This window comes from Paractinoplanes brasiliensis (assembly GCF_004362215.1).
Taxonomy (GTDB): domain Bacteria; phylum Actinomycetota; class Actinomycetes; order Mycobacteriales; family Micromonosporaceae; genus Actinoplanes; species Actinoplanes brasiliensis.
The window spans coordinates 841,644-853,920 of record NZ_SNWR01000001.1 but is presented as its reverse complement, the minus strand read 5'-3'; the positions used below and the strand labels follow the sequence as shown (position 1 = coordinate 853,920).

General features: G+C 70.1%; 11 protein-coding genes. 4 read left to right on the top strand and 7 right to left on the bottom strand.

Annotation, left to right across the window (positions count from 1 at the left end):
- Positions 1–188 precede the first annotated feature (188 nt).
- Positions 189–1,793 (bottom strand): protein kinase domain-containing protein, encoded by a 1,605-nt coding sequence (locus C8E87_RS03475; protein WP_133871739.1) that lies wholly within the window; start codon positions 1,791–1,793, stop codon positions 189–191.
- A 198-nt stretch (positions 1,794–1,991) separates the two neighbouring features.
- On the opposite strand from C8E87_RS03475, the gene C8E87_RS03470 reads away from it, so the two are divergent.
- Positions 1,992–3,188: a dioxygenase family protein gene (locus C8E87_RS03470; protein ID WP_166661055.1), complete on the top strand. Its 1,197-nt coding sequence runs from the start codon at positions 1,992–1,994 to the stop codon at positions 3,186–3,188.
- Positions 3,189–3,260: 72 nt separating this feature from the next.
- Positions 3,261–4,208 carry an alpha/beta hydrolase gene (locus C8E87_RS03465; RefSeq protein WP_133871737.1) on the top strand — a complete coding sequence of 316 codons (948 nt, stop codon included), beginning with the start codon at positions 3,261–3,263 and terminating at the stop codon, positions 4,206–4,208.
- Here C8E87_RS03465 and C8E87_RS03460 read toward each other — a convergent pair.
- The 6 genes from C8E87_RS03460 to C8E87_RS03435 form a co-directional block, all read right to left on the bottom strand.
- Positions 4,196–4,534, bottom strand: a complete 339-nt coding sequence (locus C8E87_RS03460) for a hypothetical protein (protein WP_133871736.1) — start codon at positions 4,532–4,534, stop codon at positions 4,196–4,198. The two genes, C8E87_RS03465 and C8E87_RS03460, sit on opposite strands and share 13 nt — an antisense overlap.
- A gap of 341 nt (positions 4,535–4,875) precedes the next feature.
- Positions 4,876–6,237, bottom strand: a complete 1,362-nt coding sequence (locus tag C8E87_RS03455; protein WP_203720939.1) for a neutral zinc metallopeptidase — start codon at positions 6,235–6,237, stop codon at positions 4,876–4,878.
- A 74-nt stretch (positions 6,238–6,311) separates the two neighbouring features.
- Positions 6,312–7,253: a hypothetical protein gene (locus C8E87_RS03450; RefSeq protein WP_133871735.1), complete on the bottom strand. Its 942-nt coding sequence runs from the start codon at positions 7,251–7,253 to the stop codon at positions 6,312–6,314.
- A 128-nt stretch (positions 7,254–7,381) separates the two neighbouring features.
- On the bottom strand, positions 7,382–9,004 hold the full coding sequence (locus tag C8E87_RS03445) for a peroxidase family protein (protein ID WP_203720940.1): 1,623 nt from the start codon (positions 9,002–9,004) through the stop codon (positions 7,382–7,384).
- 132 nt (positions 9,005–9,136) lie between these two features.
- Positions 9,137–9,598, bottom strand: coding sequence for a MarR family winged helix-turn-helix transcriptional regulator (locus tag C8E87_RS03440; protein WP_133871734.1), 462 nt, complete (start codon positions 9,596–9,598; stop codon positions 9,137–9,139).
- A 39-nt stretch (positions 9,599–9,637) separates the two neighbouring features.
- Positions 9,638–10,168 carry a sigma-70 family RNA polymerase sigma factor gene (locus C8E87_RS03435; RefSeq protein WP_133871733.1) on the bottom strand — a complete coding sequence of 177 codons (531 nt, stop codon included), beginning with the start codon at positions 10,166–10,168 and terminating at the stop codon, positions 9,638–9,640.
- 458 nt (positions 10,169–10,626) lie between these two features.
- Between C8E87_RS03435 and C8E87_RS03430 the strand changes: the two genes are divergently transcribed.
- Both C8E87_RS03430 and C8E87_RS03425 read left to right on the top strand, forming a co-directional pair.
- Positions 10,627–11,463 carry an alpha/beta fold hydrolase gene (locus C8E87_RS03430; protein WP_133871732.1) on the top strand — a complete coding sequence of 279 codons (837 nt, stop codon included), beginning with the start codon at positions 10,627–10,629 and terminating at the stop codon, positions 11,461–11,463.
- Positions 11,464–11,591: 128 nt separating this feature from the next.
- Positions 11,592–12,200 carry a DUF1345 domain-containing protein gene (locus C8E87_RS03425; RefSeq protein WP_133871731.1) on the top strand — a complete coding sequence of 203 codons (609 nt, stop codon included), beginning with the start codon at positions 11,592–11,594 and terminating at the stop codon, positions 12,198–12,200.
- Positions 12,201–12,277 lie beyond the last annotated feature (77 nt).

Genomic DNA, 12,277 nt, shown 5'->3' with positions numbered 1-12,277 from the left:
GTCCCGGTGCGTCGCCGTAGCCCACGGCGGCGGCGAATATCTGGTGGTGTTCATCGACGACGCGTAATGGGCCGGCGCGGCGACCGAGGAGGTCCGAGCCGCCGCCGGAATCGAGGAGCAGGTTCCCGAGATCCGGCGCCGGCTGGCCGGCCTGAACCGTGGTTCCGCCGCCTGATCCCCCGGCGGCGTCAGTTCCACTTCTGGTTATCGGTGCCGGCGCATGTCCAGATCTGGGCCGGCACACCGTTCGCGCTGTTTCCGTCGGGCACGTCTACGCATTTGTCGGCCGGGAGAAGGATGAGGTCCTGGGCCGCGTTGAGGACGAACCGCTGCTGGGCCGATCCGGTGCAGCGGGCGCCCCGCAGCCGGGCGCCGGTCTCGGTCGACGCGGCCTGCACGCACTGGCCGAGCACTCGGAGCGTCCCGTCGCCCGGGAAGTCGAATTTCTGATTGTCCGAGCCGTCGCACGACCACAGCTGTACCTCGCGGCCGCGGCCCGGCAGGTGCAGGCACGTGCTCGTACCGTGGTTCCAGATCGGACTGCCGACGGCGACGTCGGTGGTGGCCGGGGCGGCCGCGGGTGGAGTGGGGCCGGTGGTGCGAGGCGCGACCGGCGGACGGCTCGAGGCCGGCGGAGCGACGACGACCGGGGCCGGCACCGGATCGGACGGGGGACGGCCCGGGCGCGAGGCGGACGGGCCGTCCGGGCCGCTGGACGGCGCGCCCGGCACCGGACGGCCGGACGCCGACGGCCCGACCGGCCCGGCCGGCACGGACGAGACCGACGCCGCCGGGGCCCCGGTCGAGGTGACCGGCGTGAACGGCCGGGCCACGGCCACGCCGCCCGCCAGCGCCAGCGCGACCACGGCCGGGATCAGCCAGCGCGCCCGGCGCTTCGGGGCGTCGGCCGTGGGCGGCTCCTGTGCCGGCGCCGGCGAAGGCGGCTCCGGAGACGGTGTCGCCAGCGTCGGTGAGCCGCCCGCGAGTGCCTCGCGCAGCAGGCGTTCCGTCTCGTCGGCGTCGGCGCGCTCCGCCGGGTCCTTGACCAGCAGGGCGGTCAGCACCGGCCCGAGGGCACCGGCCCGTTCCGACACCGGCGGCGGCTCCGTCATCAGGGCGGTCAGGGTCGCCATCGGATGTGACTTCTGGTACGGCGGCCGGCCCTCGACGGCGGCGTAGAGCGTGGCGCCGAGCGACCACAGGTCGGCCTGGGCGCCCGCCGGTTCGTCCAGGCCGCGTTCGGGCGCCAGGTATGACGGCGAGCCCAGCACGACCCCGGTGCGGGTCATGGACGAGTCACCGGCCAGGACGGCCAGCCCGAAGTCGGTCAGCACTACCCGGCCGTCCTCGGTCAGCAGCACGTTGGCCGGCTTGACGTCACGGTGCAGGATGCCGGCCCGGTGCGCCGCGCCCAGGCCGCTCAGCACCGCCAGCCCGATCCGAGCCGTCTCGGCCGGGGTCAGGGGTCCGTCATGCTCGAGCACCGCTTGCAGGGACTGCGCCCAGATGAGCTCCATGACGATCCACGGCGTGCCGCCGTCGGTCACGACGTCAAAGATGCGCACCACCGCCGGGTGGTTGATCTGGGCGATCGCCCGGGCCTCGCGGATGGTTCGTTCATGCAGGTCGCCCAGCTCGGTGCGGGTCAGGCCCTCGGGCGTGATCTCCTTGACGGCGACGTCCCGGCCGAGCAGTTCGTCGCGGGCGTGCCAGACCCGGCCCATGCCTCCTTCGCCGATGCTGCTGACCAGGCGGTAACGGTCGGCCACGAGGTTGTGCGGGGGACGGGACATCGTGGCAAGCTATTCGCAAACGCACTGGTCGAATGCCTACTGGTCATGCGTCCGGAGCGGCTGTTTTCGCAGGTCCCGCGACTTTGGTGGCATGTTCACGGTGAGTCGCCGGTTTCTTCTCACATTCGCAGTGAACGTGGTGGCGGCGAGCGCGTCGTCCGCAGGGAGAACCACCGGCATGAGAGCAGAGGTACCGAAGTGCTCGAGACCGATCCGTTGTCCGAGGCGCTGACCACCTATGGTGGACGGTGCGGGATCTCCGGGGGATTCACCGCGGGCGAGGGTCCTTGGGCTGTGCGCTTCCGTGGCGGCAGGCAGCTGCCGGTGATCGTCCGTGGCCCGGGCTGGCTGCTCGCCGACGGTGCAGCCCCGGAGCGCCTGGAGAACGAGGGACTGACCCTGCCCAGCGGGCGGGTGCCGTTCGTTCTGGCCAGCGACCCGGGGGTCGAGCCCCGGGACGCCGACCAACTCCTGCACAGCCGGCCAGGTCTGATCGTCCCGCTCGGGGGTGAGCAGATGGTAGGCCTCATCAGGCAGGCCGGGAGCGGCCCCGATGAGCGGCTTCTCGACGCTTTGCCGCCCGTGGTCCGGGTCCGCGACGCTCCGGCCGTCCGATATCCGATCGACCGGATAGTCCACGAGCTGTCCCGGCGGGCTCCGGGTTTCGCGCACATCACCGAGCAGTACGCGCAGGCCCTCATGGCCGACGTCCTGCGATCCGTACTGGACTCGCGCGACCTGGCCGACGCCGGCTGGTTACGCCTCTACGCGGACGCGGAGTTGTGGCCCGCCCTGGCCCTGATCCACGACCAGCCGGCCGAGAGCGCCCACCGCCACGGCAGTCCGCTCGGCCTGCTGGGGCCGTTCTATCTGCCGGGCGCCCCGCGCCTCGAGCCGCCGAACGTGATGCCGCGGCGGCCGGACGAGAAGGGCGAGACCCTGATTTTCCGAGGCGCCGTGCACTCGACCACCGGCGAGCCGTTGCCCGCGGCGGAGTTCGACATGTGGCAGGCCGACGCCGACGGCAACTACTCAGGGATGGTGCCGGGCATCCCGCCGTGGAATTTGCGGGGCCGGTTCGGCGCCGCCGCCGACGGCACCTTCGAGGTGACGACCATTCAGCCGGCACCCTACCCGGTTCCCGGGGACGGCCCGATCGGCAGCGTCCTGCGGGAGCTCGGACGGCACCTCTACCGGCCGGCCCACCTGCACCTTCAGGTGACTGCCCCGGACCACGAGGTGCTCACCATCCAGCTTTACTTCGCCGACGGGGACTATCTCGCCAGCGACGCCGCCAACGCGGTGCGCGACGGGCTCATCGTGCCGGTCGAGCTGACCGGGGACGTACGGATCGCGACCTATGACTTCGTGCTCGAGCCGCTGCTGACCGAGTGACCCGGCCCGGTTCTGGCCGGATGTTCGGCGGCCGGACTGAACCAGCACCGTTCCGTCCCGTCTCATTGTTCGATGAAACTCCTCGACGACCACTCGGACTTCGTGACGGCCGCTCACGCTGCGCAGGCTGCCGTCGCGGCGGACGCTGCCGATCCCGCCGTCCGGTCGCAGTCGCGCAGCCGTCTGCTCAGCCACGGATCGCGGACTCCGCGGGCGGTGCTCTTGCTCCACGGCTACACGCACGGTCCCGAGCAGATGGACGCGCTCGCCGGTGACTTCCACGCGCGGGGCTACAACGTCTGGGTCCCGCGGGCGCCGGGCCACGGTACGACCGATTCCCGGGACCACCGCCGCGTCAAGACCGGCGATCTCACCGCGTACGCGACCCGGGGCCTCGGCATCACGGCCGCGCTCGGCGACGAGGTCGGTGTCGTCGGCATCTCGGCCGGCGCGATCCTGGCCACCTGGTTGACGCTGCAGGGCGGCCCGGCCGTGAACCGGCTGCTGTTGCTCTCGCCGTTCTTCGGCCCTGCTCCGGGCCGGGTGCCGGCCCCGCTGCTGCGGCCCCTGACCTTCCTGTACAGCCGGAGCCTTCTGCCGGACCGGGTCACCAGCCGCGGGTACTCGCTGCGGTCGGTCAGCCGGTACCTGGCGATCAGCCGTCACCTCGCCACCCCGGCCCGGCCGGCCGGTCTGCAGTCGATCGCCGTGGCCATCAGCGCGCTCGACGACGTGGTCGACACGGCGGCGGCGACGGCTGTGCCGGCCCGCGTCGGCGCCGCCGGCGGGGTCGTGGTGCGGACCCTCGTGCTGCCGGAATCGATCGGTCTCGGCCACGACACCCTGGCCCTGGCCGGTCGGCCGGACGCGGCCGCGCTGCGCGAGCAGTACCTCAGGCTCTACGAGGCGGGCCGGACCACGGCGAGCACGCCCTGGCCCGGCCTCATCAACTCGGCCTACCGGATTGGCACGGCCGCGCGAACGGGGGATCACGCGGCTGCGGCCGATCAGAACGAGTAGGCGCGGAAAGACTGGTACTTGCCGGCCGTGAACGTGCGGAACGTGCCGAGGTTCTGCTGGAGCCCTGTGCAGCCGGGGCCGGTGAAGACACTGACCTGCGCGACGATCCGCTCGCCGGTGAGCGAGGCCGCGGTCGGTGGCATGGTCAGGCAGGCGCCGTCCGGTTCGGCCACGTGCAGCAGCACCGCGGCGAACGTGCCCTCGAAAATGGTCAGCCCGGATGCCGGGACCTCGACGGCGGCTTGTGCCGGTTGCGCCTGCAAGCCGATCACGGCGGCGAGGCCGGCCGTGGTCAGACCCGCCACAGTGCGCATTCTCTTGCCCATGCTGTTCCTCCTGATGGATTCCTGGACGAGGAAAGATCTCCCTCGCGGCATGTAATCCGGCCGACATCAGCCTTTCTCTGATGTCTTCGATCGGCAACGGCACAGGCTATGAAGATCTAGACAGTATTAGTCCGGTGTGGAGTGAACTTGGCCGGCCGAAATTCGTGACAGGCACTTTTCCGATTGCCTGAACTTCGCGGCCCGAGATCCGTCGGACAGGACGGATGACGGTCTTCGTACGCCTCCAGCCGAGGGCCGTCATCCGCCCACCTCGGGTCAGCCGCCTCCGCCCGAGGTGTCCCGGGACACGCTGTCCCGGGCCTCCGTCATCGGTGACGTGATCAGCGACCGAGGTTCGCGCAAACCTCGACACCACGGTTGAAGCCTGTGCGGAAGGCGTCGACCCGGGCGAACCCGGAGGGCACGGCCACACCGGTGACATCGGCCGCGATCCGGGACTGCCGGCCGAGCATCTCGGCCACGGCCTCGTCCAGGTCACCGGGGGACAGGCTCAGCGCCTGCCCGTCCCCGGGGCCGATGGCCGCGGCCCAAGCCCCGGTCAGGCAGGCGGCGCCCTGGGCGGCGACCAGGCCCTCGACCGGCCGGCCCGAGCGGTCCTCCCGGGCCAGCGCGAGACGGGACACCATCTCGGCGAAGGCGGCGAAGTCACCGAGCCCGCCGTCCCGGGCTGGAGCGGCGATGCGATCGAGCGCTTCCAGGTCCAGCGCGACGACCCCCTGATCCGGGCAGAACGAGGCCGGCGCGTCGCCACAGACCGGCTCGGTGGTGAGCGGTGGCTGGTCGGGTCCGAACACCGCGCGCACGGTGGCTTCGAGATCGGCGCGGGCGCCGGGATCACTCGGCCGTAGCTGGCCCTCGTCGGCGGTGGCGCTCTCGGTGGTCTCCTGGGTGACCCGGCGGTCCACCTCGGACTCGTCCATCCGGGCGCACCGGGCCGGTCCCTCCCCGAAACCGGCCTGGAACGCCGACACGCGGTCGAAGGCGTTTCCGTGCGCGTCGGGGGCGTCGACGGCCGTGCCGGGGGAGTCCCGGATGAAGAACATTGTCGTCAGCACCTGGTTCAGGCCCGGGCCGGTGGACAGGGTGAACCGCGACGACTCGCCCGCGGCCACGAGCCGGAAATAGGCGCCGGTGTAGCAGTCCGCCTGTTGCTCCAGCAGGATCGTACGGCCGCTCACACTGAGACGGGACTGGACCGCGTGCCCGATCTCGTGCGCCATCACCGTGACCACGGCCATGTCGCCGAAGCGTTCGGTCAGATCGGGCAACAGCTCACCCCGGTCCCACGCGACCAGATCCTCGGACGGGCAGTGGAAGGCATTGACCAGCCCTCGGGTCTCGGCGCCGCACGCCTTGCCGGCGCCGATGGCGGAGTCATAAGAGAGCAGGTTGGCCACCGGTCGATACTCGCCCCGGCCCAGGGAGGGAAACTCGTTGATCCAGAACTGCTGCACGTCCTCGACCGCCGCGGTGGCGAGCCGGTCGATCTGCCCGTCCCCGGCCCCGGTGACCTCGGCCCGTGGTGCGGGCGCGTTCTCCCGCAGCCCACTCGGGCCGTCGGTGATGGCCAACCCGGCCACCCGGTCGGCGGTCCACATCTCCGGCACGGCTCGACCGGCCACCGTGCGGCTGCATCCGGCCAGGGTCAGCACCACAGCGACCAGCGGTAGCAGGCGTCGCATCATGCACATCCTCGTCACAGAAGAACGGGTGGGCCCGGACGAAGGCCCGAGCCCACCCGGGGCGGTGGTCGTGGTCAGCCGAAGAAGATCGAGGCGATCTGGTCACTGAACCCCAGATCGTCGCGGATGTCGTTCACATCGGCGTCGATCACCTTGGAGGTGCCCTGGCAGTTCGGCCGAGACCAGATCTTGGCGGTGCCGTCGGTGCTCAGCGAGCCGGCGATCATCGGCCGGGTGAGGTCGACACACCCCGAGCCGGAGATGCCCTGCGAGGAGCCGAGGAAGTCACGCTCGTCGAACAGGGTGACGAAGGTGGCGGGTCGGCGCGAGCCCGCGTCGCCGTTGTTGATGTCCGGGACCTGCTCGGCGTCGTCCCCGTCGCGCACGCCGGCCTTGGTGCCGTCCTGGGTGATGCCGAACCAGGTTCCGCCGACGCCCTGACCCTTGGTCTGACCGGGCCGGGTGTCCTTGGCGAAACGGTAGACGGGCCAGCCCTTGACGGTGACCTGGAGCTTGCCATCGTCACGGCGGACCACCCCGACGGCCGATCGCTTGACGCCGGCGATGAAGATCTTGCCGCCCGGCTTGACGAGCACCGGCGGCCACGTCTGGGCGCACTCGCCGTTGCACGTGGCCCGCGACGGGCTGGCGGAGTCCTTGTCGAACCGGTAGAGCGTGAGCCGGGCCCCGTTGACCAGGACCGGATCGAGCTCGCCGGCCCGGCTGCGGGTGATCTGAACCCAGCGGGCGGCCTTCTCGCTCTGCTCGGCCTTGGGCGCACCACCGTTGGGTAGGGCCCAGTCGCCGGTCTCGGCCTCGGCCTTGTTGGAGGACGCGGTGCCCGAGGTGAGGGCGGCGAGGCCGTTCAGGTTGTCGGCCGAAGGTGCGGCGGAGGCGGGTGTCGTGAGGGCCGGGGCCGGTCCGACGGCGTCGTGGCTGTCGCCGCTCGAACAGGCCGACAGCAGGACTGCGCCGGCCGCCGCGAGGGCACATGCCATCAAGGTCTTCTTGCTCATGGGTGATATCTCCTGAGGATTCGACGCCGTGTTCCGGCGTCATTCGCGGTCCATACGACGGCTTGCGGCCCGCGGTTCAGTGGGGCCGGACCGTTCGGTCGGTTTGTGTCGGCGATCACCGGCTCGGGTCAGAGAGGCGCGGAGTCGCCGAGCGGAGCCAGCAGATCCGCGCGGCCCTGGAAGGCGAACAGCAGCAGATCGGTCATGCGGAACGTGTCCCGCGACGGTCCCAGGGTCGGCCGCCAGGAACGGTCACGGACGATCGACGTGCGGCTGGCCTCCAGCACCCGGTGGAAGACCTCGGCCACGATGCGGCCGCCGACGCCGTCGAGCCGCCCGCCGGCCAGCTCGGCTTCCCGCAGGAGGTAGAACCACAGCGGGGTGTTCTCGGCGAAGGCGGTGCGCTCGGAGCTGGTGAGGTCGTCCAGGACGGCCCCGTGCCGACCGGCGAGGATCTGTTCGGGGCTGAGCGGGCGCACGCCCAGCAACTCCGCCATCTGCTGGCCGTCGGCCAGGTCCATGGTGGCGGCGCGGGCCAGGTCGCGGAAGGCCTGATTGAGCTCGATCTTCTCGGGGTCGGTGCCGGCGCCGCCGAAGGCGCCTTCGGGCAACATGTCAAGCGGATCGACCAGGACGGTCGAGACCGGACGGGCGAGGTTGACGCCGGCCGGCGCCGCCAGGTCGGGCCGGCCGTTCTCCCCGGCGAAGTCGTACAGGCGCCGCCAGTCCACCGCCCAGTTGGTCGGAAGGCGCTCGAACAGGCCGGATTCCTGATCGTTGACATCCGCCGCGGCCGGATCGAAGTTGCCGCTGAGACCTGTGAAGACGAACATCAACGGCAGCGTGCCGCGCTCGCCGTCGAAGACGCGGTTCCAGTCGTAGCTGCGCCGGATCATGCTGTGCCCGAAGCGGTAGGCGGCGACGGCGAACTCGATCGGCAACGTCGGCGTGTCGGTCTCGCCGACCTCGAAGAACCGGCGGCCGTGGGTGAAGACGTCGCGCAGGATCGACGGCTGCACGACGCGGGGCAGCACGTCGGTGAGGACCACCCACTGGTAGTGGCGCACCACTGTCTCACGGGCCGCCCGGAACAGGGCCGGGCCGCGCAGTCCGTCGTGAATCAGCTGGTCGACGACCCGGTTGTGGAAGTGCAGGAAGGCCAAGTGAGTCTGGGCCAGGAGCAGGTTCTGATCGTTGCGAGGGTCGGCGATCAGCGGGGCCTGCCGCTCGGCCTTGGTCTCGCCGTGGGTGACCCGTGGCAGGTCGTACCCGTTGAGGTTGACGTCGGTCCCGGCGCCGGTGATGGCCGCGGTGATGCCGACCTTGAACCGGACCCGGTCGGGCGCGTAGAACCGGTCGTCGTCCGCATCGTCGGGCCCGCGCCCGTACACCGAGTCCAGGTCGAGCGCGGGCGACCGGCCCTGGACCAGGTCCCGCAGCGAAACCTGTTCGTCCAGGCGGCCGCCGGTGCGGTCCATCGTCAGATCGTGTCCGACGAACTGCGACAGGTAGGTGTATCCGGCGGGAACCGGCGGCACGTCCGGTCGCGCGTCCTCCGGCGCCGGCCGAACCTGGGCCGTCATTGCCTTCGCCACCTTCTCGAGCACGGCGCGGTCGACAGACGAGCCCTTGGGCCCCATCCGGGAGAAGCGGAACGCGCGCAGCGGCTCCTTCGTCCAGTGACGACCACGCAGACCGTCGCCCACCGTCCCTTCGCCGGCGATGTAGTAGCCCGTGCGCGTATGCCTCATCGACTGTCCCTCGTCTCGTGGTCGATCGCGGTGATTTCTCTTCCGTCGACGCGGGCGTGGGGGCTTGGTTCAGGGGTCGATGGGTGACGCCGGGCTCCCCCGTCCTGAGTGAACCCAGGGGCGATGGATGCGTCAGGCGAGCAGCTGGGCGGCCGCTGTCACCGCTCGGACGGCGGCCGGGTCGAGTGCGCTCAGCGCGTGGCGACGCACGCTCTGCGCGTACGAGTGCTCGAAGTAGGTGAGCCAGCTCTGCCCGGCTGGGGTGAGACGCACATACCAGCCGCGGCCGTCGTCCTCGGCTCGCTCGCGCTGCACGAAACCGCGGCGTTCGAAGGTCCGGACCATCCGGCTGATCCGGCTCCGGGACAGAAAGCTCGCGTCCGCAAGGGCCTGCAGGCGCATGCGCCGGTCGGTGGCGACGTCGAGGTTGCGCAGGGCCCGGTAGTCGCTGAGCGTGATGCTGTGATCGTGGACGAGATCGGTGCTGACCCGTCGGTGCACGGCCGCCGCGGCGCTCAGGAACAAATTGAAGAACTGTTCTTCGGACGACGACAAAAGATTGCCGGCCGGGGTAGGGACAACGGCGGTGGTCATTGAGGTTCGCCTTCCTTTCGGGCGGATCGCCGGTGCTGGCTACCGGGCCGACAGCTCGTCCCTTAGTTGCCGCATGGCGTAGTGAGCCCGGGATTTGACGGTGCCGACCGGGATCCCGAGCCGGGTTGCCACCTGGTCGAAGCTGCGACCCTCGAAGTGCAGCTCGCGCAACACCGACCGGTGAGCCGGGCTGAGCTCGTTCACGGCGTGCCGCAGGGCGAGCAGGGCGATGACCGTCTCAGCCGCCTCGCTGGTCGCGGTGCCCGGCTCGGTTCCGGTCAGGCCGACCTCCGTCGGGCGTGACTGCCGCTTGCGATACGCGTCGATGGCCAGTCGACGGGCAACGGTGAACAGCCAACGGCGCTGGGATTCCGGCTCGACCGGTACGGAATCGATGGTGCGCCAGGCTCGGAGCAAGGTTTCCTGAACGAGGTCCTCGGCAGTGTGCACGGCGGTCGACGACAGCAGGCCCTGTAGGAAATGCAGCAGTGCCCCGCCGTTGTCGCGCTGGATCTGCCGCAATCGGATATCGGCCTGGTCTCGGCCGACGATGCTGGTCACGGTGGTCATGGCTACGTCCCGGTGGCGATTATGGCTGAGTCCGGGAGAGCGTATTAAGTCGCCTGTGTAATCCTACTTAATTGCTAGTTACGTCGTTGTGGACCGCCTCGGGCCAGCAATTTCTCGGCAATTGACAATATGTCAACGGCGGCCGGGCGTTGGTTACTCACAGTGTCGGACGCGGGACTGGTCGACCGTGCCGCGATATCTGTCGAATGACCTAACCGCATCGGTTGCCTCTCCCACCGATCACGGCGCGACCGGTCCCGGCCAAGCGGCCCGTACGTTGCCTCCTCCTCCATACCGGATCGGGTGTTCCGGGCGAAAGGGACGGGTCGGTGCCGGTGGTTGTCGAACCGGGCCTGCTCCCACGGCAGGCGAATGACTGATTCACCCGTGCGACCAGCCGATCACTGTGGAGGCCAGGCGATCCGATGCCCGGATCGCTTTTCGGAAAGGAACCAACCATGAAGCGTCAGTTCTCAGGCACACCTCGGCGAGTGGCCCTGCGGACCGTCTTGACCGCCGGGGTCGCCGTGGCCGCGCTCGTCGCCGGCTCGGCCGGTGCGGCAGCGGAACCCCGGCCGTGGGCCAAGAAGCCCACGGTGGTGCTCGTGCACGGGGCGTTCGCCGATTCGTCGAGCTGGAACGGCGTGGTCAAGCGGTTGCTGCGCGACGGTTATCCGGTCGTGGCGGCGTCGAACCCCCTGCGCGGCCTGCACTCGGACGCCGAGTACGTGCGGACGGTGCTGGCCGGCGTCAACGGCCCTGTCGTGCTGGCCGGGCACTCCTACGGTGGCTCGGTGATGAGCGAGGCGGCCGATGGTGACAAGGACGTGAAGGCGTTGGTGTACATCGCCAGCTTCGCCCCGGACAAGGGGGAGAGCACGTCGGGCCTGGCCGCGAAGTTTCCGGGCGGACAGCTCGGCGAGGCGCTCAACCAGGTTCCGGTGACGGTGCCGGGCGCCGGCGCGGCCACCGATCTCTACATCAAGCAGGACCAGTTCCGCCGGGTGTTCGCGGCCGACGTGCCGCGTCAGGAGGCGGCGCTGATGGCCGCCACCCAGCGGCCGATCACGAGCGCGGCGCTGGACGAGAAGGCGACCCGGACGGCCTGGAAATCGATCCGGTCCTGGTTCATGATCACGAAGCAGGACCTGGCCATCCCGGCCGAGTCGATGCGGTTCATGGCCAAGCGGGCCAAGGCGCAGACGGTCGAGATCAACGCTTCCCACGCGGTCACGGTCTCCGAGCCCAAAGCCGTCGCGGACCTGATCGAGCGGGCCGCCCGAGCCACCCGCTGAGCGACGTCCTCGTGCGGTCGGCCGGCTCCGCGAGCGGCCGACCGGACGAGGACGGGACGGGGTGAACTGCGAGATGTGAGATGCGTCGTAGCGGGAGGTAATCCGAAACCGATCATTAGGGAACGTTCATGACAAGCAAGGTGGCGCTCATCGCCTCCCGGTTCATCGAGGCGGCACTCATCGTCCTCGGCGTCATGGTGGTGGTGCTCGACAACACCACGGTCTGGATCGCGTGCTGGGATCTTCTAGCCGTCGTCTATCTCGTGACTCGCATCCGCACCCTGCGGAAGGCCCGCAACGGCGAGCCGGCCGGCTGGCTCACGCACGGTCTCGGCGGCCGCGCCGGGCTGATCTTCACCATCTTCACCAGCCTGGTGGGCATCATCGCCGGCCTGATGATCGTCCTCAGCGAGGACGGCGAACAGGCGGCGGCCAAGCTCGTCGGTGTCCCGGCCATCGCCCTGGCCTGGGCCATCCTGCACTTCGGGTACGCCGAGCGGTATTCCAAGACCTACTACGGCAGCCTGCCCGAGCAGGTGCTGGTCTTCCCCAACACGGACCGGCCGACGTTCATCGATTTCGCCTATTTCTCGTTCACGCTCGGCACCACTTTCTCGGTGTCGGACGTGGAGACTCAGACCTCCGCCATGCGCCTGCAGATCCTGTCCCACTCGATCCTGGGCTTCCTGTACAACACCGTGACGATCGCCATTGCCGTCAGCGTCATTTCCGGTTGAGCGACCGCGGGCCGGGCTCGGTGGGCAGCCCGGCCCGCGGGACAACGACCATGGTCGGCGCGCTGCGGCTTCCCTTT